This window comes from Prosthecobacter sp., from assembly GCF_044378005.1.
Lineage (GTDB): Bacteria > Verrucomicrobiota > Verrucomicrobiia > Verrucomicrobiales > Verrucomicrobiaceae > Prosthecobacter.
Genome location: NZ_JBILYB010000089.1, coordinates 1 through 25,512 on the forward strand (window position 1 = coordinate 1; position 25,512 = coordinate 25,512).

The window sequence follows — 25,512 nt, forward strand, 5'->3', positions numbered from 1 at the left end:
CCAGCGCTTCATCGAGCGCTTTGTCTTCCTTCGTTTTGGGTCTTCTCATGTCTTCCTGTCCTCGGTTTTGACCCTCCACACAAACTTTCTGACAGGCTCCTGCCGCCCCCCGACAAAGGCTCTCCGCCCATTACCACACCACTACCTGACGCGCTGCATGGACCGCTCATTCTTACTCCTGCTCTTCATCTCCAGCCTCCCCTTCAGCCTCAGCCAAGCCTGACTCCGCAGGCTCAAGCCAAGCGCCTTGCCCCGAAGCGGCCTTCCTCAGAGGACTGGCTTGCCAACGGAAGGACGGCTGGCTAGAATCAGGTTGATTCGTCCACAGTTTTTTGTGGCTAAACAACGTTCGCCCATCCAACAGAGCGCCACGCACTAATATGAAGTCTATTCCGCAAGGCTTGCCATTCTGCTTAGCGCTTGTGATTGGGGTTGGTGTATCAGTGCTATACTCGAGTGCAGGTTTGGGAGCATCTGGAGCGCTGATTTTTGGAGCCTTGTTTAGCACCGTTGTATTTTCGCTGGTGGGCGCTCGCATGAGGATTTGGTTGGCCGCGATCTCGACAGTTCCCCCTTTTATTTTGTCGAGCAGCGACAACATTCGTGGCTCGCACTACAGCGTTCTTGAGGATGCGGTTTGGTACACACTACCTACTATTGCTATGGCTTTTGGTGTGCTGGTTGCATTGCCTTTAGCCATAGTATCTTCGGTCTTCTACTTCACATATTGCCGCCACCCAGTGTCCACACCATGATCACTACGACCGCGAGAACAAGGGCGAACAAAACGGATGCAGGCAACGGCTCGAAGGCTATCTGTCGTGTCAGCAGCGTCTTGCGCTCGCCGTCGCCTGATCCGAAGCGTTCGCCCAAGAAACCAAGTTCACTTTAGCCGTTGATGCCGAAAATCCCGCCACCGAGGCTGCGGAGTGGAAAAATGGCATTTCCTGTTTGCCGCCGGGGGCGGTCTTTTCATAGAGAAGGGAAGACTTACCAACACTCACGATCATGACTTTCCGCGACAAACTGGAACAACGCATCGCCGCTACGGGCTCGAACCTCTGTGTGGGGCTGGACATCCGGGCTGACTCGGCGGGTGAGGAGACGAAGCAGAACATCCTGCGCATCATCGGGGAGACGCTGCCGTATGCGGCGGCCTACAAGCCGAACTCGGCCTATTTTGAAGCGCTGGGCTGGCAGGGGATGAAGATGCTGGCGGAGGTGCTGAAGGAGGTGCCGAAGGAGGTGCCGATCGTCTTCGATGTGAAGCGCGGGGACATCGGTGAGACGCAGGGCTACTACGCGAAGGCGGCGTTTGAGGAGTTCGGGGTGGATGCGGTGACGCTGAATCCCTACATGGGCCGAGACACGCTGGAGCCGTTTTTGAAATACGCGGACAAGGGGCTGTATCTGCTGGGCGTGACCTCGAACAAAGGGGCGGCGGACATCGAACTGCAAAAGCTGGAGGGCGGCGAGCGGCAGGTCTTCCAGATCGTGGCGGAGATGACGCAGGTGAGCCCGCAGGTGGGTCTGGTGGTGGGGCTGACGAATGCGGCGCAGGAGGTGCTGGCGCGCACGCCGGATGTGCCGCTGCTGATCCCCGGTCTCGGCGCTCAGGGCGGTGATCTGGCGGCGCTGAAAGGCACGGGGCGCCAGGCTCCGCTGCTGGTGAATGTGTCCCGAGGCATCACGAACGCGGCGGATGACAAGTCTTACGCGCAGCGCGCCGAGCATTGGCGGGATGCCATCCGGGCGTCGCTAGGCTGAAGCACGGTCCAGGGCTTTGCTCATCAAATAGGTGGCTGATGGTCAATCACGGCCCGAGTCACAGGATGGGCAAGATTAGCAGGATCAGCAGGATTTTTCAGCCCTGTGAATCTCGGCCATCCTGTGAATCCTGTAGCATCGGCCCGCCAAAACATGAGGCGTAAGCCCTGTGCGCGGACTGGCTTGGAGAAGATTAGGATTGCAGGCGGGCGGGCTTTGCGGGCATTGTCGTGTGCATGAACTACGCCATGCGCTTCCGTGATCCTGACCCGACCTGCCCGGATGTCCGTCTCGATGAGGTGGAGGAGATCCAGGCGCAGCGGGAGAACCGCTGTCTGCCGAAGATCGAGGCGCTGGAGGAGACGGTGGGGCTGGCGGTGTCTGGCGGCGGCATCCGCAGTGCCACCTTTGGCCTCGGAGTGATGCAGGAGCTGCGCTCCCAGGGGTTGCTGGACCAGGTGGACTATCTTTCCACGGTGTCCGGCGGGGGCTACATCGGCGGCTGGTTCATGTCGAATCGGCTGCGCCGGGGCGAGGAGAAGAAGGATGAGTTTCTCGATGATGGGCACGAGGCTGTGCGGCACCTGCGGCGCTTCGGACGCTACCTGACGCCGCAGTCCGGCTTTCTGAGTGCGGACACGTGGACGGCGCTTTCCATCTGGCTGAGAAACACGGTGGCGCTGCAAGTATTGCTGCTGCTTTTCCTGATGCTGGTGATGCTGATCCCGTATGCCGGGCTGCCGCTCTTTGATATGATCTCGGGGGCGAGCATGCCGACGATGAGTGAGGCGGACATGCTGGCCCGCCGGGAGAATCTGGAGGTCTGGAATCTGACCCAGGGTGGGATGATGGGGCTGGTCGGACTGCTGGCCTGCTTTTGCCTGATGCGGGTGAGCCGAGGAGGAAAGTCGGACGTGGGGGTGGCGGAGCCCTCGGCAAGGCTCCGGAAGATCCGTGGCTTTTGCAGCAAGGGGGTCGCGAGTCTGGAAAAGCACTCTTTGGGAAGGCTGCTGGTGCGGTGCTTTCAGGGCTCTGTGCGCTGGCTGCGTGAGAAGACGAAGTGGATGGATGCCTGTGTGATCCTGGTGCTCATGCATGTGGGCTTCATGACCCCGGCGCTGCTGTGGGGGCTGATGGAGGTGAACGAACTGCACATCCAGGCATGGGAGCATGAGCGCATCCGCCAGCTCTGCATGATGGTCTCCGGCCTCATGGTGGTGACGCGGATTCTGTGCCGGAATACACCACGCTGCCGTGGGCTGGTGAAGTTTGCGCTCAGTCTGGCGGCGCAGTTTGCCGTGGTCTATCTACTGACGCTGGGTCTGGCCCATGCGGCGATCAGCATCCTGCTGGACATCCTGAGCGTGGAGCTGCCGCAAAAGCTGGGCATCACGAATCTGCACATGCGGCACGCGGGCTTTCTGATGACGCTGGAGTGGCGGCTGATTCTGGGAGCGCCGATGTGCATCTTCTTTTACTCGCTGCTCATCGGTGCGGGCATTTCCATGGCGGGAAAGGATCTCGATGATCGCTTCCGTGAATGGTGGGCGCGGATCGGTGCATGGCTCTTCATCGTCAGTCTCGCCTCGCTGGTGCTGTGCCTGGTGGCGCTGAAGGGGCCGGAGCTGGTGATGTGGATGATGCCGAAGCTGGAGATGCGTCTGCCGGCGATGCTGACCTGGGTCGTCACCTCCGGCATCGGCCTGAAGCTGGCGGGCGGTGCAAGCACGAACGGGGTGCGGCGCAGTGGTCTGAAGGAGAAGCTGGTGCTGCTGGCGCCGCTGTTCTTTTTCAGCGGCCTGCTGCTGGCGGTGGCCTGTCTGGTGGACGGGCTCATGCGCTTTTCGACGGAGCATTGGGGCAAGGTCTATGGCTGGCTGGGCGAGGTGCTGCCAGACCCGTGGAGTGAATGGCTCTACACGCCGCTCATCAAGGGCGATGGACCTCTGCTCATCCTCATCGTGTGCCTGTGCCTTGTGCTCGCCATCGCGCTCACGCATCTGGACATCAATGAGCTTTCGATGAACCTCTTTTACCGCAACCGCCTGATGCGCTGCTACCTCGGCGCGGCACGGCCGGGGAGTGACCGGCGGACGGAGCTCTTCACGGGCTTTGACTTTGGCGATGACCTGCCGCTGTGCCAGATGCAGCATCGGATGAAGAAGGGGTTTCGCGGGCCTTTTTGGATCGTGAACACGGCGGTGAATACCTCGAAGAATCCCGATCTCGATGTGGCCGAGCGGCTGGCGGAGTCCTTCTCCATGACGCCGCTCTACTGTGGCTTTGAGCGTTTGGGCATGGGCGTGGGCAGCGGCTTGCTGGAGAAAGTGAGGCAGGGCTTCCGCCCCACGGATAAATACATGAACGGGCAGATGACCGCTGGCGCGGCGATCTCCATTTCCGGCGCAGCGGCCAGTCCGAACTCGGGCTACCACACCGCGCCGCTGATCGCCTTCATGCTCACGGTCTTCAATGCACGGCTCGGCTGGTGGTCGGCGAACCCTGCGCGGACGAAGGGCTGGGATCAGGCAAGCCCGCCCGTTTACCGTCCGATGAGCTGGTATGTGGTGAAGGAGCTCTTTGGCAGCGCCTCGATCAATGATCCCTTCATCTACCTGTCCGATGGCGGCCACTTTGAAAACCTCGGCCTGTATGAACTCGTGCGCCGCCGCTGCCGGGTCATCATCGTCTCCGATGCGGAGGAGGATGGTGGCTACACCTTCCACGGCTTGGGCACGGCCATCCGGCGCTGCTGGGTGGACTTTGGCGTGCGGCTGGAGATCGACACACGCTCCATCAGCCCCGAGGCCGAAGGAGGCCCGTGCCGTGGACACTGTGCCATCGGGCGCATCTGCTACGATCCCAATGACCGGACGAAGGACGGAACCCTGGTGTATCTGAAGTCCTCCTGGACCGGAGATGAGCCGACAGACCTGCTGCAATACCGCGCCGCCAATCCCGGCTTTCCGCACGAGAGCACGGGGGATCAGTTCTTCTCCGAGTCGCAGTTCGAGAGCTACCGGAAGCTGGGGCGTCATGTGGCAAAGACCTGTTTCGAAGCCAGCGTGATGTTCCTCCGGCAAACCGACCCCGGCCTTCTGGATCCCAGCGAACGGCTTCCGGGTGCAGTCGCGCCTGCGCAGGCGGTCTTCCTCAACCGCTTCTCCACCACTCTGCGCCAGTATTGGGCACCGCTGACGGAAGGCTCAGACACGGAGTTTGTCCGCAATACGGAGACGCTCGTAGGCATCTGGAAGGACGTGCAGACCCTGAGCGATCTGCACTGGATGGAGTGCATCATCCTGCCTCCAGCCGGCAGCAATCTCAGCGGAAGGCTCAAACGGGAAGACTGGCCTGTGGAGGCGCTCAGCCCAGGGCAGCAGAGGGCGGGGCGCTTCCTCTGCCAGCGGCTTTTCCAGCTCATGGAGAATGTGTACCTGGATCTCGATCTGGCCCGCACCACCTCCGAGGAGGACAACTCCGGCTGGATGAATCTCTTCCGCCATTGGGCGCGCTTTACCTTCGTGGAAAACGAATGGAAAACCGCCAAGCCCACCTTCGGGGAACGCTTCGCCGCCTTCTGGGATCAGCAGCTCGCCCCGCCAAGGCAGCCGGGCACCACCGAGTATCCACAAAAACCGGCCACAGTCTGACATCGCCGTCACGGTTCCGTGCTTGCACACCGGAAGAATCTGGGGCCCCATGGCATCACTAAGCAGGTGATTCCCACGGTCATGATCTTCGACCTCAGTTCGCAACTCCAAACTCCCCTCCAGCGTACGCTCTATCGTGTGCTTGGCCCCACTGTGGAACGTGTGCTCGGGCTGCGGGGGCTGGATCAACACTACCAGTTTGGACGCGAGCGCTATCTCAAGCTTCCGCCTGAGCAGCAGACCTGCGGTGAGTTTTTCGAGGGAGTGGTCCAATCGCTCGGTGCGCAGTGTGAACTGGATATGCCTGCGGGATTCGAATTCCCCAAGAGCGGGCCGCTGATCATCGTCGCCAATCATCCCTATGGACTCCTCGACCCGTGCATCCTCGCCAGCTACGTCGGCAGGCAGCGTCGTGATTTGAAAGTGATGACCAATTCCCTCCTCGCCGTCATGCCTGAGGTGAAGGATCACGGCATCATGGTGAATCCTTTCGGTGGGAAGGAGGCTGCGAGGGAAAACCTCCATGGCATGAGAGCCGCGCTTTCACATCTGAAGGCTGGTGGGGCCATGATCATCTTCCCGGCGGGTGAAGTCTCCGCCTACAAGCCGGGGAAGGGGATCGAAGAAGCCCCCTGGACGCATCACGTGGGTTCCCTCGTTCGCCGCACTCAGGCTGCGGTGCTACCGGTGTACTTTCCTGGTGGAAACAGTCCTCTTTTCCACCTCGCGGGAGTCATCCATCCGCGTCTGCGTACCGGGCTTCTTTTCCGTGAGTTTTGTCAGCAAGCAGGCACCTCGGTGGAGATGCGGATCGGCAACACCATCCCCTTTGGCAAGCTGCGCAAGTTTGAGGATGATGAGGCGCTCACGAAGTATCTCCGTATCCATACCCTTATCCTTGCCGAGCGCCGCCGGAACATGCCCGAGCCGGAGCCTGAACTCGACTTGATTCCTGGTATTGACGATCACCGTGCGGCGTCTCATCGGGACCGCATCCTTCTGGAAGTCGAGGCCGTGCGTGCCCGGAATGGATGCCTCGTCACTCAGGGGGGGCTCAGCGTCTATGCCGCCCATTCGCACGAGATCCCGGACACGCTTCAGGAGATCGGTCGCCTGCGTGAGATCACCTTCCGCCAAGTTGGCGAGGGCACGGGTGAAGAGGTGGATCTCGATAAATTCGACCGCTACTACGAGCATCTCTTCCTCTGGGATGAGCAGAAGAAATGCATCGCAGGTGCCTATAGACTCGGGCGGGCTGACATCATCCTGCGCGAATACGGACCGAAGGGACTCTACACGAACACGCTCTTCACCTTCGAGAAGCCATTCCTCGCCAACATCGAATCGGCAGTGGAGATGGGGCGCAGCTTCATCACCAAAGACTACCAGCGCAACCTCTCCTCCCTGCCGCTGCTGTGGAAAGGCATCGCCCACTGGATCTCCCGGAATCCGGGATATAAAAAGCTCTTCGGCCCCGTCAGCATCAGCAAGGACTACGACAAGCTGAGCCGCAAATTCATGGTCGAGTTCCTCCAGGAAAACTGCCTGCACGAGGATCTCGCCAGCTTCGTGAAACCGCGCAATCCCTTCCGCTACCTGCGCGGCCGCAAGCTCATGCGTGAGTTCATCAGTGCCGATCTCCAGGATGTGGACGACTGCTCCGCGCTCATCTCCAGCCTGGAGACGGATGGTAAAGGCATTCCTATTCTACTGAAGCATTACCTTCGCCTGAGTGGCACCATTCTCAGCTTCAACGTGGACAAGCAGTTCTCCTCGGTCATCGACGGACTCATCCTCGTGGACCTCACCGAGACCGAGCCCAAGCTCCTCGCCAAATACATGGGCGAAGAGAAATGCCGCGAGTACCTCGCGCGGCACAAGACTTCCTGATCAGGCCAGCAGCTCTTTGATCACACCGCATTCGTTGACACCAGTCAGACGGAAGTCGAGGCCGGCATACTTGTAGGTAAAGCGTTCGTGATCGAAGCCGAGCAGGTGCAGCAGTGTGGCGTGCAGGTCGTGGACGTGGACTTTGTTTTCGATAGCAGCAAAGCCGAACTCGTCCGTGGCACCGTGGGTGTAACCACCTTTGGCACCGCCACCGGCCAGCCAGTAGGTGAAGCCGTAGTGGTTGTGATCGCGACCGCGTTGCTTGCCAGCATTCGCGCCGGGTGTTGGCAGCTCGACAGCGGGCGTGCGGCCAAACTCGCCGCCCCACATCATGAGGGTGTCATCAAAGAGGCCGCGCTGTTTCATATCGCCCATGAAGGCGGCGATGGCTTGGTCCACATCTTTGGCAAGACGGGCGTGGTCGAGGATCTCGTCGTGGCTGTCCCAGGGCTGGCCGGCACCGGTCCAGAGCTGAATGAAGCGGACGCCGCGCTCCAGCAAACGGCGTGCAATGAGCGTCTGGCGGCCAAAATCGTTTTCACCATAAGCTTTGCGCACGGATTCGGGCTCCTTGCTGATGTCGAAGGCATCGGTGGCCTCCATCTGCATGCGGTAGGCCAGCTCGAAGCTCTGGATGCGGGCATCGAGCTGCTGATCATTCTGGCGCTGCTTGAGGTGATTCTCGTTCAACTCATGCAGCAGATCGAGCTGGCGACGCTGCTGCTTGAGATCAAGCGAGCCGTTCTTGATGAACTCGACGAGCTTGTCCACCTCCGTGTCTTCCGTGTTGATGTAGGTGCCCTGGTAGATGCTGGGAAGGAAGGCGGACTGCCAGTTCTTCGTGCGCCGCGTGGGCATGCCTTTCGGGCACATGGAGATGTAGCCGGGCAGATTTTCATTCTCGGAACCGAGGCCGTAAGTGATCCACGAACCCATGCTGGGACGATGCAGGCGGCCGTCGCCACAGTTCATGAGGCCGAGTGAAGGCTCATGATTCGGCACATCGGCATACATGGAGCGGATGACGCAGAGGTCATCGGCATACTCGGCGGTTTTTCCAAAGATGTCGCTCACCTCCAGGCCGCACAGGCCATACTTCTTGAAGGCAAAAGGCGACTTCAATCCCGCACCAGTCGGGCGCTCGGTCTTCAGCACGCTCGGCAGCGGCTTGCCATCGAACTTCGCCAGCATGGGCTTCGGGTCGAAGGTATCGACCTGCGAGGGCCCGCCATTCATGAAGAAGTGGATCACGCGCTTCGCCTTCGGCTCATGATGCGGCTGGCGCACGCCAAAAGGATTCGTGCCATCGACTCCAGCTGCCTGAGCCTGATTAGCCCCCATGAGATCGCCCAGAGCATAAGCTCCGAGCCCGGTGCCCAGTCGATTGAGCAACTGACGACGTGTGAGGAAGTGGTCTTCGAGATTGAGAGAATGGTGGGACATGGCGGTGGGGGCTATTTAGATCTCAATCCACAAACTGAAACTCGTTCGACATCATGAGTGCCTGGGCGAGCTGGGAGAGGGAGGATTGGGGTTTGGTGCGGTTGAGTGGCCAGGCGTCGGGGCCGCAGAAGTCGGTGTCGGACTTGGTGATCAGGGTGACGCTGCCGTCCTCGGCTATGCGCTCGATCTTGGGAATCCAGGTGTAGCCATCGCTGTCGGTGCTGGCTTCGGAATCGACGACGAAGGAGATCGTCTCGCCCTGCTGGACTTCGATCTCGGCTTTGAGGTCGATGCTATCCACGGGCTTCAGCAGGTGGTTCACGATCACACCCGTGCGGCTGGAGACGATCATGCCGCGCACGCCATTGCCACGCTCGCTGGTGCGTTTGAGCACACCGCTGAGGCGGATGCGTTCCTTGTCGAAAGGCGAGACCCACTGAATCACGGCGGCGAAGTCGCGCCCTGGATGCCCGCTGTTGGCGGCGAGGAAGAGATGGCCGAAATCCTTGTCAGGGAAGGTGTCGGTGGGGAACCAGCGGTTCTTCGTCTGCGCGGTCTTGCCGAAGTGCTGCATGGGTTTAAAAGCACCGAGCTTGTGCTGCCCGGCGGCGTCTTTCTCCACCTTCGCATAGCCGTAGCTCCAAACAAAAGCGCTGCTGCGGCGGCGGAGTTGCTCGCTGTCTTCGATGAAGCGCTGAGCCATATCGACCTCCTCAGGTCGTGGGTCACGACGCAGGACGCGATGGTAGAGGTCGGTCACGGCTTGGGAGTCGATGCTGCTGCCTTTGATCGGCGTTTTCTCCGCCGCCTTGCTGGCACGCTGGCTCATGAAGGGGCTGTTCATCAGGAAGAGCGCCTGCTGCGGCACGGTGGTGACGTAGCGCATCGGGCTGTGGCTGTCCGAGTTCGCGAAGTCGAACATCGCAGGCACGGTCGGCTGATCGTAGCGATCCACGAGCAGGAAGACACTGCGGCGAGCGTCAGCATTCTTCTCCGTGTAGCGCACGGCACGTCCACCGGCGATACCGAGATCGAGGTCCGCGCTGGCTTGCAGCAAAGCGTCGCGCATGGTCTCGTAGTCAAGGCGTTGGCGGTTGTAGCGGCTGAGCAGGTCGTTGTCCGCATCCTGCAAACTCTTCTCAGGCGTGACTGCGCTGTCCTGCTGCCAGGTGCGGCTGGTAAGGATGAGGTGATGCAGCTTCTTCAGGCTCCAGCCATTGTCCATGAGGTAGGACGCGAGGTAGTCCAGCAACTCGGCCTGCGCAGGCTTCGGTGTCTGTACACCGAAGTCGCTCGTCTGCCCAACCAACGGCTTGCCAAAGTGCATCATCCACACGCGGTTCGCGATGACTCGGGCGGTGAGCGGGTTGTCCTTGCTGGCGATCTTCTTCGCCAGCTCCAGACGACCGCTGCCATCGGTGAACTTCTCTCCGCCAAACATGGTTAGCCAGGCTCGCGGCGCGGGATCACCCTGACGGGCTGGATTGCCACGCACAAAGACACGCACATCAGTGGGCTTTGGCTTGTCCAGTGTGACCATGGCGCGAGGTGGAGCACCGGGGTGCTCGGACTCGATCTTCACGCGGTCGTTGCTGAACTTCGTGACCTTGTCCAGGTCCTTGCGGGTAAAGAAGAGGTTCGCCTGCTCCACCGGCACGGCCATGGGGCTGGGGTCGCTCATCAGGATCTCGCGCACCTGCTTCCAGTCAGCATTGTCAGGCTCTTTGCCGTCCAGGCAGGTGAGGAAGATGTCTGCATACATCTTGGCGATGTCGTCGAAGCTCTTCGGCGCGGGACGTTTGGCCAGTTCGTTGCGAGGCACGGCATTCAGCCCGCTCTCAGGCTTCGTCAGCGAGGCCAGCACCACGGGTGCCTTCGCGGCAAACTCAGCCGCTGGGATGGCGGAGAATTCCTTCCAGGCGATCATCACCGGATGCGGCTTGCCCTTCAATGCATGACGCTGGACGAAGTCGCCCCACTTGTCCGCCACGGTGTCACGCAGCTTGAGCTGACCTGCACGACCACGCATGGCGGTGCGGTCTTTGATGCCCGCCGCTTCCTGGGCAAAGGCCAGATACTGGCTCACGCGTTCCGGTGTGCGGATCTCGTGATACACCTCCGTCTTGAACTCCATCTCCTTCTTCGCGATCTCCGCCACCTTGGCTTCATAGTCTTTGAAGGCGGCTTCATCGGAAGCTTTGCCGATCACGGGCAGGTCCTTCTGCTCCGGCTGCTCGCTGCTGCTGAAGATGGAATACATCGCGTAGTAGTCCTTGCTCGGGATGGGGTCAAACTTGTGATTATGGCAGCGCGCGCAGCCCACGGTCACGCCGAGCATCCCACGACTGACCACGTCGATGCGGTCATCGATCTGGAGATTGCGGTCGCTGATGAACTTGTCCCCCACATTCAGGAAACCCAGCGCCGCCAAAGACGGATGCGCAGGCTCGTTCGGGTGCAGCTTGTCCGCCGCGAGCTGATGCATCAGGAACTGGTCATACGGCAGGTCTTCATTCAGCGACTTCACCACCCAGTCCCGATACGTGTAAGCATACGGGTAGTTGATGTTCCTCCCCGCCACCTGATAGCCATCCGTGTCTGCATAGCGGGCCACGTCCAACCAATGACGTGCCCAGCGCTGCCCATAGGTCGGCGTGGCGAGCAGCTTGGTGATCAGCTTCTCCGCGTTCGGCTCTTTGATGAAACTCTGCACGTCCTCGTAGCTCGGCTGGAGGCCTGTCAGTGTCACATGGATGCGGCGGCACAGTGTGGCCGGGTCCGCCTTCGGCGCGAAGTCGAGCCCAGCGGCTTTCAGCTTGGAGCCGACCAAGCCGTCGATGCTTACTCCCGGCTGGCGCTGCACTGGCAAATAAGCCCAGTGCTGCATAGGGTCCGCCTTTGTCTCATGCACCACCTCCACCTCAGTTGGCCAGGGCAGTCCCATCGTGATCCACTTCTCCAGCGCGGCGATCTGCGCGGGCTTCAGCTTCTCAGCCTTCTTTGGCATTGCCTCCACTCCTGGGGCGTGGTTGATGGCCTTGATCAGCTTCGAGATGGCCGGATTCCCCGGCTCCACCACCTTGCCGTAGTCGCTGCCCTTCATCAGAGCACTGCGCAGGTCCACACGGAGCCCGTTCTCGTGCTTATGTCCGCCGTGGCAGTCATAGCAGTTGTCCGCCAGCACCGGGCGGATCTCCTTTTCAAAGAACTCGATCTGCTCCGGCGGGAAAGGATCAGCAGCATGGGTGTGGACGCTCAGAATGGCGAGAGCGCCACCCAGCAAGAGAAGCGGGCGTGTAAACAAAGGTGTCATCGGGGGGAATGCGACAGGGGTGATGTATCCTAACATCACCCAAAGCAATACGAACGACGCATGAGCGCCTTGCAGACCAGTTATTGCGCTTTCTGCGAAAGCCCTCCTCATCCTTGGCATGAAAACTTCGCAGTTGCGGGGGACGATGGGCGAGGCTTCATCGACCATCATGCCCTCTGTGACTCACGAAACACCCCTCATCCTCCCGTCACTCCTCGCCTCTGACTGGTCCAAAGTCGGTGCCGAAGTTCAGCGGGCGGAAGCGGTGGGGGTGCAGTGGCTGCATCTGGATGTGATGGACGGGGCCTTCGTGGACAATATCTCCTTCGGGCCGCAGATGGTGCAGACGGTGCGGAAATGCACGGGCCTGTTTCTGGATGTGCATCTCATGATCCACCGCGCGGATCATTACCTGGAGCGCTTTCTCAAAGCGGGGGCGGATAACATCACCATCCACGTGGAGGCGAACTACGACAGCTCTGTGGCGGAGACTTTGCAGCGCATCCGTGCGGCTGGGAAGCAGTGCGGCATTGCCCTGCATCCGAGCACGCCTTTTGAAGCCGCGATCCCGTATGCGGACATGATCGATCTGCTGCTGGTGATGACGGTGGTGCCCGGCTTCGGCGGGCAGCCCTTTATGGAGGCGGAAACGATGCCCAAGCTGGCCGCCGCGCGGGACTACCGCGATGCCCATGGCCTGAAATACCACCTGGAAGTCGATGGTGGCATCTACACGCACACCGCCCCCATCGCGAAACAGCACGGGGCGAATCTCTTTGTCTGCGGCACGTCGTTCTTCGGTCCGCCAGATGCCAAGGCGGCGATGACGGAGCTGGTGGCAGCGGTGGCTTGAGGTCGTTTTGCTCGCCCTCCTTGCCAGCACGATCAAACCTCGCTAGTCTCAGCAAATGAGGTTTTTAAGGCATCTAATTTGGCTCACGGGCACGCTTGTGGGCAGTTTGCAGGCGCAGTCTCCGGCACCAGCACCTGCCGCCGTGGCTGCACCACCACCTGCCGCAATTCCAGCGGTAGTTCCTGCGGCGTCGCCGATGATCGGAACGGCTGATCTGGCGGCGCAACTGGGGAAGCTGAGTGCTCTCGGTACGACCCCGAACTGGTCTGAGCTGGAGGCGCTGGCCGGGAGTCTGACGAGGGAAGAATTTCAGAAGGTGTGGCAGGAGCTATACTCGGAGGCCAATGCGCTGCCACCGCCCTTTGAGATCACGGAGGAGGCGCTGCTCGTGCCGACGGGCCAGGATGCGAAGCCGAAGCTGAAGCTGCCCTTTCGCCCGGTGGGCAAGTCCGGCGCTCCGCTGGCGAGCTCCTGGCGACGTGCAAGCGATCTGCCGCCACGGAACGGCCGCCCGCTGCTGAGTGATCTGCACATCGCGCTCGATCCGGGTCACATCGGTGGCTCGTGGGCGATGATGGAGGAGCGCTTCCTCAGCTTCAAAATGGGGGAGTCGATCCGCGAGGGCGATCTGTCATTGCTCACGGCGAAGATTCTCAAGGAGCGGCTCATCAAGCTGGGGGCCATCGTGAGTCTGGTGCGGGAGAATAATGACCCTGTGACCACGAGACGTCCGGCAGATCTGGAGAAAGACGCGCTGCAGTTGCTGTCCGAGGCGGGCTTTCCCAATCCAGTGCCGACGTATCAAGGCGTGACCGGCGAGGCGAAGCTGCTGACGGTGCAGTGGCAGAGTGAGAAGCTGTTTTATCGTGTCAGCGAGATCCATGCCCGTGGGGAGCGGGTGAACAAGCAGATCAAGCCGGACCTCGTGGTGTGCCTGCACTTCAATGCCGAGTCCTGGGGCGACTCCACGGCTCCGCAGTTCTCGCCGCAGAATCATCTGCACGTCCTCGTGAACGGCTGCTACTCGAATGTCGAGCTGATGCAGCAGGATGTGCGCTTTGAGATGCTGGCGCGTCTCTTTGGCCGCGTGCATGAGGAGGAACTACCCCTGGCAAAGGCAATCGCGGAGAGCACGGCGCGCAGCACCGGCCTGCCCGCCTATGTCTATACCACGCCAAACGCCCGCAAGCTGCCTGACAATCCGTATGTCTATGCACGGAACCTGCTGGCAAACCGGATCTACCGCTGCCCGGTGATCTACCTGGAGCCCTATGTCATGAACCACGAGGAAACCTACCGCCGCCTGATCGCCGAACATTATCTCGGACGCACCCTCATTGGTGGGAAGCTGGTGACCAGCGCCATCGAGGACTATGTGCGAGGCGTGGTGGATGGACTCGTGAACTATTATCAAAACCACCGCCGCGACTCATGAAGGTGCTCCTCATCGGATGCGGCTTCGTCGGCGAGCGTGCGGCGGATCTCCTCCACGCGGGCGGCCATGAGGTCATCGGCGTCACTCATTCTCCCGCTTCAGCAGAGCGGCTCGCGGCGGCGAAACCCTGGCGGGCGCTGGCTTGCGATGTCTCCTCGGCTGAGGATGTCCAGGCCCTGCGGGAAAAGACCGGTCCCGTGGATGCCTTCATCCACTGCGCCAGTTCCAGCAAGGGCGGCGCGGAGATGTATCAGGCGGTTTATGTCGATGGGCTGACGCATCTCATCTCGGCCTATCCAGAAGCCTGGCCGCTCTACACCAGCAGCACGAGCGTCTATCCGCAGACGGACGGCAGTCAGGTCGATGAAACCAGCCCTGCTGATCCTGGCAAAGATACTGGACGTCTTCTGCGTGCGGCGGAGGAGATCGCGCTGAGTAAAGGCGGCACTGTGGCACGATTGGCGGGCATCTATGGCCCTGGGCGTTCCTTTGTGCTGAAGAATCTGCTGGAGGGCAAAAGCGGCATCGAGGTGAACGACGGCGCGCCTGACGGACGCCTGCTGAATCAGATCCACGGCGACGATGCGGCCTCAGCGCTCGTCCACCTCGTCACGCAGAAGCACGCAGGCATCTTTAACGTCGTCGATGACGCGCAGATGACCCAGCGTGCTTGTCTGGAAAAGCTGGCGGCCCTCTTTAGCCTGCCGGTGCCTGAAACGAAGGCCCCTGATCCGAATCGCAAGCGCGGCTGGACGCACAAGCATGTCTCAAATGCCAAGCTGCGTGCCACGGGCTGGGTGCCGAAGTATCCGAGTTACTTCGATGCCCTGCATGAAGATCCGCTGCTCGCGTCCTCCATCCTCGCACTCGTCGATGAAGGCGGCGAGGTACCGCTGCCACGCTCGGAGAACATCGTCATCATCGGCCTCATGGGCAGTGGGAAATCCACCGTCGGCAGGCTGGTGGCGCGGCTGCTGGGATTCCATTTCGCGGACACCGACCACATGATCATCGACCGCGCGGGCTGCTCCATCCCGGAAATCTTCGCCAGGGAAGGGGAGGTCGGTTTCCGCCAGCGTGAGAGTGCCGTGCTGCGTGAGCTTCTCGGTGCGCGCCACACCGTCATTGCCACGGGGGGAGGCATCATCACCCAGCCGGTGAACCGGCCGCTGCTGCGCCACCTCGGTTTCATCACCTGGCTGGAGGCCAGCACGGAGTTGCTCGTCCGCCGCACGGCCTCAAACAATGACCGCCCGCTGCTTCGCGGTGAGGAGCCTCCTCGGGTAAAGCTGGAGCGGCTGATCCAGGAGCGTGCTCCGCTCTACAAAGCCCTCGCGGACCTGCGCATCCTCACGGACGACCTCACGCAGGAGGAGAGCGCCTACGGCGTGGCCGAGAGTGCGCGCATCTTCTTTGCTCACCGAAAGTAGGCCGTTGCCTCACTTCAGCGGCATTTTCGAGCACAGGCGTATCAGTATTTCAGCGATAGAAAGACTTTTTCGGCACGGGGCCGGATGGCGATGACACGAAGTTTGACACTGGCCGCGAACCGTTGACAATCAGTTCCAATGGAGGTGCCACCCGATATACCTGAAGAGATCAAAAAAGAGAAAGGCCTGTGGGAGAAAACCCGCAAGTCCCTCATCGAACGTCTCAACAACTGGGAAGACCAGAAGACTTGGAATGAGTTCTACCAGACCTACTGGCGACTCATTTACTCGGTGGCCACCAAGGCTGGCCTCACCCGCGAAGAAGCCTTCGATGTCATTCAGGAGACCATCATCGCCATCGCCCGTCAGGTGCAGAAGGGGCAGTATGACCCCCGCGCCGGTTCTTTTAAAGCCTGGCTGCTTCAGATGACCCGCTGGCGTGTGCTGGATGTCTTCCGCGCCCGCAAGCGCCAGCCATCCCTCGCTGACCAAGGCAATGCCGACAGCGAAGACACGAGCAATCTCGCCATCGACCGCCTCAGCAATGAGAAGGACAACCTCCTCGAAAGCATCTGGGACAAAGAATGGCGGGATAACATCACCTCCGCTGCCATCGAGCGCGTGAAGGCCAAGGTCTCTCCCCGCCAGTTCCAAATCTTCGACTGCTATGTCATGAAGGGCTGGGGCGTGAAGAAGACCAGCGAGGCCCTCGGCATCAATGCCGCCCAGGTCTATCTGGCGAAGCATCGCGTCGGTGCCCTCGTGAAAAAGGAAGTGCAGGGACTCGAAGGCACGATGCTCTAAGCAGCGTTTGATTCGACAAAACCTGCATCTTAGGCGAACTGGAAGCGTTCAAGTAACGCAGCCCCCGTTCATGCGTCTGATTCGTTCCATTCTCCGTTTTGCCCTGCCCGTCGTCATCCTCGGCGGTTGCATCTATGTGACGTGGTGGCTGCTTTCCCATCCGCCCGAGCAGCAGACGATGACCATGCCACCCACGGTGGTGCGCGTGGAAGGCACCGTTTTAAAGCGGGTCAGCTATGCTCTTCAGGTGCCATCTCAGGGCACCGTCCAGCCCCGCACGCGCAGCACCTTGCTGCCGGAGGTCAGCGGCAAAATCATCGAGATGAGCCCGTCCTTCCGTCCCGGCGGCTTCTTCAATAAAGACGAAGTTCTACTCAAGCTCGACACCACGGACTACGAGACTGCCATCGTCATCGCCAAAGCCGAACTCGCGCAGAGTGAGGTTGTCGTGGTGGAGGAGAAAGCCCGCGCCGAGCAGGCAAAAGAAAACTGGAAGGCACTGGGCCGCGGCGGTGAGCCCTCCGCTCTCGTGATTCGTGCTCCGCAGGTGGCGCAGGCCGAGGCCAATGTGGCCGCATCCAAGGCCCGCGTGCTGAAAGCCGAGCGCGATCTGGAGCGCACGGTTATCCGCGCACCCTACGCCGGTCAGGTGCTGGAGCAGGCGGTGGACGTCGGGCAGTTTGTCACTCAGGGCACGATGCTTGGCCGCGTCTTTGCCGTCGATTATGTCGAGATCCGCCTGCCGCTGCCTGAGCGTGAAAGCCAGTATCTGAAGCTGCCGCAACCTTTCCGCGATCAGCCCGTGAATGAGACACCGAAGGTCCTGCTCAAAGCCACCGTCGCTGGAAAGTCGGTGACTTGGGAAGGACGCCTCGTCCGGGTGGAGGGCAGTCTCGATGAGCAGACACGTCAGGCCACCGCCGTCGTGCAAGTCACGGATCCCTATGCCAGCCGTAACGATGGAGCCCCGCCGCTGACCATCGGAGCTTTTGTCGAGGCCGTGATCGAGGGCGATACTCTGGAGGACGTTTACATCATTCCACGTCAGGCCGTCAGGGCAGGGAACGAGATCATCCTTATCGACCAGCCGCAGAACACCCTGCGCCGCATGTCCGTGGAGCCGCTCGTTAGCACGGAGAAGCACATCGTCATCTCTGCCAAGGCCGCCAAGTCTCCCAAAGATGGCGCGGTGCTCTGCATCACACCCATTCCATTCCCCGCCGATGGCGCGCGCGTGCTGCCGACCATTGATGGTCAGGCACCACCCCCGGTGACGAAGAATGAGAAGCCCGCAGGCAAGCCGCCTGTCGTCAGCCAGAAAGCCGACACCTGAGTGCAGCCCTCCACGCCCAACACCCCCGTTCGCAGCCAAGGTGTTTCACTCATCACGGCCACGGCCATCGTGATCGCCAACATGGTGGGCACTGGCATCTTCACCAGCCTCGGCTTTCAGGTCGGTGATCTTCCTTCCGGCTTCAGCATCGTCGTGCTTTGGGCCGTCGGCGGACTCTGTGCCTTCTGCGGTGCCCTGGCTTATGGCGAACTCGCCGCCGCCTTGCCACGCTCCGGCGGAGAGTATCATTTCCTCTCCCGCACCTTTCATCCCTGCATCGGCTTCGTCGCAGGCTGGCTCTCGGCCACGGTTGGCTTCGCTGCACCCATCGCCCTCGCGGCCATGGCCTTGGGAAAATACTTCGCGGGCATCACCGGCATCGTCTCCCCCGTCACGGTGTCGCTGTTCGCGGTGGTGCTCGTCACGGTGGTTCATTCATTGGGCGTTCATGTCGGCGCACGATTTCAAAATTTGGCGACGTGGCTGAAGGTCGCCCTCATCCTCGTCTTCATCGGCGCTGGAATGTGCGTGACCCATCCCCAGCCCGTCAGCTTTCTGCCGGAGCCAGGAGACTGGAAGCTCATCACCAGCCCGCCCTTTGCCATCAGCCTCGTCTTCGTGATGTACTCCTACGCTGGCTGGAACGCCGCCACCTACATCGTCGGCGAGATCCGAAATCCGCAGCGCAATGTCCCGCTCGCCATCGGCATCGGCACCTTCTTCGTCAGCCTGCTCTACATCGCCCTGAATGCCGTCTTTCTTCACGTCGCCCCGATGAAGGAACTCGCCGGGCAGGTCGATGTCGGCCATGTGGCGGCGAACTACATCTTTGGTCAAACCGGCGGTCGCATCATGTCCGGGCTCATATGTCTCGGGCTCGTCTCCAGCATCAGCGCCATGACCTGGGTCGGGCCGCGAGTCACCATGACCATCGGGCAGGACTTCCGCATCCTCGCCCCCTTCGCCGTCTGCACCCGGCGTGGCGTTCCGCAGGTCGCCCTGCTGGCCCAGCTTGCCATCGTCGTGGTCCTCATCCTCACCGCCACCTTTGAGAAAGTGCTGACCTACGTCCAGTTCAGCATCCAGCTCTGCTCCTTCCTCACCGTGCTGGGCCTCATCGTCCTCCGCCGCACCCAGCCGGATCTACCGCGCCCCATCCGCTGCTGGGGCTACCCGGTCACCCCAATCATCTTCATCTGCATCAGCGTCTGGATGATGACCTACCAGATGCTCCGCCAGCCCATGGAATCCCTCGCCGGACTCGGCACCATCGCCGTTGGCGCGCTGCTCTACCTTCTCTCCCCCAAGAAGTAGAACGACTTTAAAAGTCGTAAACTGGTGGGGCGAGATTCCATCTCGCCCATCTCCCTCTCCCGAGTTGAAAACTCGTTCTACGCTATCCTCAATCCCGTCCAGCGCTTGCGGCTCTCTTGCTTGCTCACGGCAATGCCGAGGGCTTTTGGATCACCGACAAGAATGGCGAGCTTTTTGGCGCGGGTGATGGCGGTGTAGATGAGGCTGCGTTCCAGCAACACGTAGTGCTGCGTGCTGACAGGGATGATGACGCAGGGGAACTCACTGCCTTGGCTTTTGTGGATGGTCATGGCGTAGGCGAGTTGGAGTTCATCGAGCTCGCCGGGTTCGTATTCGACGAGTCGCTCGCCATCAAATCGGACGCTGAGTTTCAGCGGCTCAGTCTCGATGCTGACGATGTGGCCGAGGTCGCCATTGAAGACATCTTTGTCGTAGTTGTTGTGCGTCTGAATGACCTTATCACCGACGCGGAAAGTGGTGCCGAAGCGTTCGAGTTCGTATTTGAGTTCGTTCGGCGGATTCAGCGCGCTTTGCAGATGATGATTGAGTGCGTGCGTGCCGAGATCATGGCGGTTCATCGGCGTGAGCACCTGGATGTCGCGGGCGGGATCGAAGCCGTAACGGGCGGGAAGTCGGCGATGAGCGAGATCAATGATGGTGTCGCTGATCTGTCCTGGGCTCGTGGCTTCGAGGAAGAAGAAGTCGGCATCGCGGGAGGGGCGGAGGTCGGGAACTTGGCCGCGATTGATCTCATGGGCGCTGGTGATGATGCGGCTGCTGGCGGCCTGGCGGAAGATCTCCGTGAGCTTCACGCAGGGCACTTTGCCACTGGCGATGAGATCCTGCAGCACCATGCCGGGTCCGACGGATGGAAGCTGATCTGCATCACCGACGAGCAACAGATGCGCGCCTGTTGGCAAAGCGGAGAGGAACTGCGCCATGAGCGGTGTGTCGATCATGGAGCATTCATCAAGCACGAAGAGATCGCCCGTGAGTGGGTGGCTGCGGTTTCGTCCCCAGGAGCCGCTGCCTTGGAATTCCAGCAGGCGATGCATCGTCTTCGCTTCGAGGTCAGTGCTTTCGCTCAGGCGCTTCGCCGCACGGCCGGTGGGTGCGGCGAGGACGATCTTGATCTCGTGTTTGCCGAGAATGGCGAGGATGGTTCGGAGGATCGTGGTCTTTCCGACTCCAGGCCCACCCGTGATGATGAGGCAGCGATAGGTCAGTGCGGCGATGACTGCGCGCTGCTGGCTCTCGGCAAGGGCTTTGCCTGTTTCCTGAGCTGCCCAGGCGATGGCTTCATCCGCCTGGATGGTGGGGTAGGACGGCGCAAGGGCAACGAGTCCCATCAGGCTGCGTGCGATGCTTTGCTCAGCGGCTCGGAGGTAGGGAAGATAAAGAACCTGGGCTTCGCCGAGCGTGTGGCGCTCGAGCTTCTCTTCGAGAATGAGCACTTCGATTTGCTCGCGAATGAGCGTGTCATTCATGCGCAGCAACTCGGCGGTCTTTTCGACAGCGAGCTGCTCGGGCAGGCAAGTGTGACCGCTTTGAGAGGCAGTCTCCAAGGTATGCAGAATGGCGGCTCTCACGCGCTCCGGCGCATCCGCAGCAAGGCCCATCTGCTGCGCGATCTGGTCAGCGGTCTTGAAGCCGATGCCGTGGATGTCCTGCGCGAGCCGGTAGGGATCGCTGGTGAGTACGGCGAGTGCTTCATCGCCATAAGTTTTATGAATGCGCAGCGCCCGCGATGAACTGATGCCGTTCTGGTGCAGGAAGAGCATGATGTTGTGGATGCTCTTCTGTTTCAGCCAGGACTCGCGGATCTCCTGGCGGCGTTTCCGCCCGATGCCTTCCACGCCTTCGAGCTTCACGGACTCGTTCTCGATCACGTCAAAGATTCGCGGGCCGAATTTCTCCACCAGGCGCTTCGCATACGCGGGGCCGATGCCGTCGATCAAACCACTGCCCAAATAGCGCTCGATGCCCTCGCTGCTGTTTGGACGCGTGAGCTTGAGCGTGTCCGATTTGAACTGATCGCCGTAATCACGAGTGGCCTCCCATTGGCCCGTGGCCTCGAATTGCTCGCCAGCCACGACGCGTGGCGCTTTGCCTATCAGACTGACGGCCTCGCGCTTGCCCTGCGGGATCACTTTCAGGATGCAGTAGCCCGTGTCCTCCGTGTGAAACACCACGCGCTCCACGATTCCGCGGAGGCTGGTGTTGGACGGGGCAGGGGATGGCATGACGCCGCTATTTACTGCAATGATGTCTGGATGGGCAGGAATTTGTTGCGTGCTTGACGCCTTCGCTTGTTTCTGGACTGCTGTTCTCATTCACCACCATGTCTTCCGCCCGCCTCACTCTTCGTGTTCATCCTGACGATCAACTCATCGTCGCGCTTCGTGATCTCAAGGCGGGGAATGTAGTGGATGGGATCACGCTGCGGGAGGATATCGCTGCGAAGCATAAGTTTGCAGCGCAGGACTTTGCCGCTGGTGAAAAGGTGACGATGTATGGTGTGACTGTCGGTCGCACGATTCAGGCCATCGCTGCCGGGGCGCTGGTGCATACGCACAATCTCAAGCACGAGGCGGCGGGCTTTGAAGGCAAGCGTGGCAGCTATGTGTGGACTCCGCCGGATGTGAGCGCGTGGTCGGGCCGGACTTTCCGTGGCTTCAAGCGCAGCGACAGCGTCTCGGGCACGGCGAACTACTGGCTGGTGATCCCGCTGGTGTTCTGTGAGAACCGCAATCTCGGCTTCATGCGCGAGGCTCTGACGCGGGCGCTGGGTTATGCGCGGTCATCGCCGTATGAGAGCTTCGCGCAAACTTTGGTCGAAAGGCATCGGCGAGGTGACTCCTTGGAGGTGGCTTTGGAAGAAGGGCTCTTCGCGGCTCCGAAGCCACTGTTTCCGAATGTGGATGGCGTGAAGTTACTCGAGCACGGTCTCGGTTGCGGTGGCACACGGCAGGATGCTCTGGCGCTGGTGCAGTTGCTGGCGGGTTACATCGCTCATTCAAATGTGGCTGGCGCGACGATCTTGAGTCTGGGATGTCAGCACGCGCAGGTGAGTTTGCTTCAGGATGCTCTGAGTCGGCTGTATCCGCGTTTCAACAAGCCGCTGCATATCTTCGAGCAGCAAAAGAGTGCCTCCGAGCGCGACATGATGGCGCGGGCGATCACGGCCACCTTTGAAGGGGTGAAGAAGGCGAACGAGCAGGTGCGTGAGGCATGTTCGTTGAGCGATCTCATTGTCGGCGTGGAGTGTGGTGGCAGTGATGGCTTCTCCGGCGTCTCGGCGAATCCAGTGATCGGGCACACGGCGGATCTTCTGTCCGCTCTCGGTGGTGCGCCGGTGCTGTCGGAGTTCCCAGAGCTTTGCGGCGTGGAGCAGAGTCTGTGCGATAGATGCACAACGCCGGAACTGGCGGACAAGTTTGTGCATCTCATGCGCGCCTATGAAGGCGCGGCGAAGGCCTGCAATTCGGGCTTTGATGCGAACCCATCGCCGGGAAACATCCGCGATGGGCTGATCACCGATGCGATCAAGTCCGCTGGTGCGGCGAAGAAAGGCGGTACGGCTCCGGTCGTGGATGTGCTGGACTACAGCGAACCGATCACGAAGCACGGTGGGCTGACGCTTTACTGCACACCGGGGAATGATGTGGAGTCCACGACTGCCATCGCGGGTGGCGGGTGCAATTTGATTCTTTTCTCCACCGGTCTCGGCACACCGACGGGCAACCCGATCTGCCCGACGCTGAAGATCTCCACGAATACGACGCTGATGCAGCGCATGGGAGACATCCTGGATTTTGACACGGGTCCGGTGATCACCGGTGAACAAACCGTGCCGCAAATGGGCGAGAGTTTGCTGGATCTCTGCATCGCCACGGCGAGTGGCGAGTATGTGCCCAAGGCTGTGTCTCTAGGGCAGGATGACTTCCTGCCTTGGAAGCGTGGGGTTTCGCTTTGAAGCTTATCTCCCCTGATAGCTCGGATACTTGTCTTTGAGGAGTTTGCGGAACTCCGCCGCTTTGTCTGCCTGCCCTGATTTTTCCAGGGACTGGGCGGATTTGTCGAGTGCCTCGGGAGTGACCTCATCGTCATCGAAGAACTGGGCGGGGATCATGAATTTACCAGCAGCGGCCTTGTACTTCTCGGTGGCGGCGGGAGCTTGGTTTTCGGCGGTGAGTTTGTCGCCGAGAGCGATGAGGATGTCGCCTTGAAGGATGAGGAGAAGGGCCTGGGGTTTGCCATCCTTGGCAAAGGCGAGTCCTTCCTGAACGACGGCTTCGGCTTCATCAAACTTGTTCATACCGAGCAGGGCACGGCCTTTGGTGAGAAGTCCACGAGCCTTGGGAGCGCCATCGGAGGTGACTTTGAGGAAGTGGTCGGTGGCTGTGACGCTGGTCTCGTAGTCCTTGGTTTCCAGGAAGGCCATGCCGAGGTAGTTCCAGACGCGCGGGTCGGTGTTTTCAGGGGCGTCAGGTGTGGAGGCGAGCGCGAGGTATTGGGCGGCTCGAGGGTAGTTCTTTTGATCGTAAAGCTTGAGGCCGAGCCAGGTGAGGACATTGGGCGGGACATTGCCTTTGGCGTTGGCTCGGCGGTAGTCGTCGATGGCCTTGCTGAGTGCCTCGATGTTCTGCTGCACGTACTGAGCCTGGATGATCATCTGGCTGGCCTGGTCGAGGTAGGTCTTGCGATCGACATCAATGGTTTTGATGAGTGCCTTCACTGATTCGGCCCATTGCTGGAGGGAGTAATGAGCGCGGCCAATGCCAAACCAGGCCTGTCCGGCGGCTGGACTGGTGGGGAACTTTTTCACGAGGGTCTCGAAGGCAGCGATGGTGGCTTTGTGATCGCGTTGCTCGGCGGCGATGAGACCCATCTGAAGGTAGGCGAGTTCGGTGGCCTCTGAGTTGGGAAAGTCCTGGGCGACTCTTTTGAAGTCAGTCATCGCGTTGGCGGTGTCCTTGATGTCGCGGTAGGTTAGGCCTCTGCGGGCAATCGCCTTGGCAGTGAGTTCATCTGCGGGGAACTGGGCGAGGAACTGGGAGAAGGCTCCGATGGCGTCCTGCGGACGTTGGGCGTCAGCGAGTGCCCAGGCTTTATTGAACAGGGTGCCGGGTTGGAGTTTGGCGGGCAGTTTGTCGATCTGAACGTCGGTGTAGCAGTTGGCGGCTTCGGCGTAGCGCTGTTTGTTGAAATGATGATCGGCTCGGATGAGGCGGGCGAGATTCAGGAATTCGTGACCGGCGTGTTTCTCACCATGTTTGGCGATGAAACCGGTGGCGAACTCGGCGAGGTCTTTGTCATCGAGAAGATAGAAGCAGTAGAGCTTCCAGTAGCCGGCCTCGAAGGCGGCATCACTGCCAGAGGCGCTTTGCTCGACCATGAGGTAAGTTTCCACGGCGCGGGCGTAGCTCTTCTTCATGCGGAAGGCGTTGCCGACCATGAGGAGCATCTTGGGCCTTGTTTCGCCTTCGGGGAGGATGGTGGCGTTGGCGTTGTAGTTGTTGATGACGCCATCGTAATCACCTTTGGCAAACATGGCCTGCACCACGCCGACGAGGGCAATGCTGCGGCTGGCGTTGCTGGTTTCAGGAATCTTCAGCGCCCGCTCAAAGAGTGGGATGGCCTCCTCGGGTTTGCCGGTTTCGATGAGCAGCACCGCAGCATTGACGGAAGCTTCGGCGATGGTGGTGTTGTCCTTGGCTGTGAGGAGGAGTTCTTGGAAGAGGGGCAGGGCTTCGTTCTTTTTATCTTCAGCCAAAAGGAGGACGCCAAGACTGAGGAGGGCGGCTTCACGGTATGGATTGTCTTCGGGCTTGGCTGCCTTGACGGCGATGACGACGCTCAGCGCGGCCATCTGGCGTTTGGTATCACCCAGCATTTGATAGGCACGGGCTTTGTTGAAGCTGGCGGCGAGGCGGACCTGGGGCAGGGGGCTCTTGGTTTCGCACAGGGCAAACATGCGCGCGGACTGGTCGAAGTCGCGGGCATTGAAGAGGATGGCTCCGAGACGGTAGGCGGCGGAGGGGGCGCCTTCGGAGTTGGGGTAGCGGGTCACCACTTCCTGCCAGTAGGTTTCGGCGACTTTGACCTGGTTGAGGTTTTTGTAGCACTCGCCGATGCGAAAGAGCGCGGCTGGGACGTGGCGACCTGAGGGGTAGTTCTGCAAATACTGCCCGAAGGATTGGGAGGCGATGCTCCACTCGCTGCGGTCATAGGACATGCTTGCGTATTCGAAGAGGTCTTCGTCTGGACCTTTCGG

At 60.6% G+C, this 25,512-nt stretch carries 16 protein-coding genes; 11 read left to right on the forward strand and 5 right to left on the reverse strand.

Annotation, left to right across the window (positions count from 1 at the left end):
• On the forward strand, positions 1-223 hold a 223-nt coding region (locus AC6FTP_RS16490), incomplete at its 5' end, for a hypothetical protein (RefSeq protein ID WP_497208015.1).
• A gap of 497 nt (positions 224-720) precedes the next feature.
• Here AC6FTP_RS16490 and AC6FTP_RS16495 read toward each other — a convergent pair.
• Entirely contained in the window at positions 721-873 is a 153-nt protein-coding gene (locus tag AC6FTP_RS16495; RefSeq protein ID WP_497208016.1) for a hypothetical protein, read from the reverse strand.
• A 135-nt stretch (positions 874-1,008) separates the two neighbouring features.
• On the opposite strand from AC6FTP_RS16495, the gene pyrF reads away from it, so the two are divergent.
• From pyrF to AC6FTP_RS16510, 3 genes are all read left to right on the forward strand, one after another.
• Positions 1,009-1,767 carry an orotidine-5'-phosphate decarboxylase gene (gene pyrF / locus AC6FTP_RS16500; protein ID WP_497208017.1) on the forward strand — a complete coding sequence of 253 codons (759 nt, stop codon included), beginning with the start codon at positions 1,009-1,011 and terminating at the stop codon, positions 1,765-1,767.
• Between the two features lie 236 nt (positions 1,768-2,003).
• On the forward strand, positions 2,004-5,420 hold the full coding sequence (locus AC6FTP_RS16505; RefSeq protein WP_497208018.1) for a patatin-like phospholipase family protein: 3,417 nt from the start codon (positions 2,004-2,006) through the stop codon (positions 5,418-5,420).
• Between the two features lie 81 nt (positions 5,421-5,501).
• Positions 5,502-7,310 carry a bifunctional lysophospholipid acyltransferase family protein/GNAT family N-acetyltransferase gene (locus AC6FTP_RS16510; protein ID WP_497208019.1) on the forward strand — a complete coding sequence of 603 codons (1,809 nt, stop codon included), beginning with the start codon at positions 5,502-5,504 and terminating at the stop codon, positions 7,308-7,310.
• Here the strand turns inward: AC6FTP_RS16510 and AC6FTP_RS16515 are convergent, their stop codons facing one another.
• Both AC6FTP_RS16515 and AC6FTP_RS16520 read right to left on the reverse strand, forming a co-directional pair.
• A complete protein-coding gene (locus AC6FTP_RS16515) occupies positions 7,311-8,753 on the reverse strand; it encodes a DUF1501 domain-containing protein (protein ID WP_497208020.1) in 1,443 nt (480 codons plus the stop codon).
• Positions 8,754-8,775: 22 nt separating this feature from the next.
• Positions 8,776-12,066, reverse strand: coding sequence for a PSD1 and planctomycete cytochrome C domain-containing protein (locus AC6FTP_RS16520; protein ID WP_497208021.1), 3,291 nt, complete (start codon positions 12,064-12,066; stop codon positions 8,776-8,778).
• Positions 12,067-12,235: 169 nt separating this feature from the next.
• Here AC6FTP_RS16520 and rpe point away from each other — a divergent pair, with 169 nt between their 5' ends.
• The 6 genes from rpe (at position 12,236) to AC6FTP_RS16550 (ending at position 19,235) form a co-directional block, all read left to right on the forward strand.
• Positions 12,236-12,919: a ribulose-phosphate 3-epimerase gene (gene rpe / locus AC6FTP_RS16525; protein ID WP_497208022.1), complete on the forward strand. Its 684-nt coding sequence runs from the start codon at positions 12,236-12,238 to the stop codon at positions 12,917-12,919.
• A 55-nt stretch (positions 12,920-12,974) separates the two neighbouring features.
• The gene (locus AC6FTP_RS16530; RefSeq protein ID WP_497208023.1) at positions 12,975-14,354 is read left to right on the forward strand and encodes an N-acetylmuramoyl-L-alanine amidase; all 1,380 of its coding nucleotides are present in this window, start codon (positions 12,975-12,977) and stop codon (positions 14,352-14,354) included.
• Complete coding sequence (locus AC6FTP_RS16535) at positions 14,351-15,784, forward strand: shikimate kinase (protein ID WP_497208024.1); 1,434 nt, start codon at positions 14,351-14,353, stop codon at positions 15,782-15,784. Before AC6FTP_RS16530 ends, AC6FTP_RS16535 begins: the two co-directional genes overlap by 4 nt.
• Positions 15,785-15,922: 138 nt before the next feature.
• On the forward strand, positions 15,923-16,588 hold the full coding sequence (locus AC6FTP_RS16540; protein WP_497208025.1) for an RNA polymerase sigma factor: 666 nt from the start codon (positions 15,923-15,925) through the stop codon (positions 16,586-16,588).
• Positions 16,589-16,658: 70 nt separating this feature from the next.
• Entirely contained in the window at positions 16,659-17,921 is a 1,263-nt protein-coding gene (locus AC6FTP_RS16545; protein WP_497208026.1) for an efflux RND transporter periplasmic adaptor subunit, read from the forward strand.
• The gene (locus AC6FTP_RS16550; protein ID WP_497208027.1) at positions 17,922-19,235 is read left to right on the forward strand and encodes an APC family permease; all 1,314 of its coding nucleotides are present in this window, start codon (positions 17,922-17,924) and stop codon (positions 19,233-19,235) included.
• Between the two features lie 77 nt (positions 19,236-19,312).
• Here AC6FTP_RS16550 and recD2 read toward each other — a convergent pair whose 3' ends face one another.
• Entirely contained in the window at positions 19,313-21,478 is a 2,166-nt protein-coding gene (gene recD2, locus AC6FTP_RS16555) for an SF1B family DNA helicase RecD2 (RefSeq protein ID WP_497208028.1), read from the reverse strand.
• A gap of 98 nt (positions 21,479-21,576) precedes the next feature.
• Here recD2 and AC6FTP_RS16560 point away from each other — a divergent pair, with 98 nt between their 5' ends.
• Positions 21,577-23,211: a UxaA family hydrolase gene (locus AC6FTP_RS16560; RefSeq protein WP_497208029.1), complete on the forward strand. Its 1,635-nt coding sequence runs from the start codon at positions 21,577-21,579 to the stop codon at positions 23,209-23,211.
• A 3-nt stretch (positions 23,212-23,214) separates the two neighbouring features.
• Here AC6FTP_RS16560 and AC6FTP_RS16565 read toward each other — a convergent pair.
• Positions 23,215-25,512 (reverse strand): tetratricopeptide repeat protein (locus AC6FTP_RS16565; protein ID WP_497208030.1); only part of this gene is annotated, 2,298 nt, incomplete at its 5' end.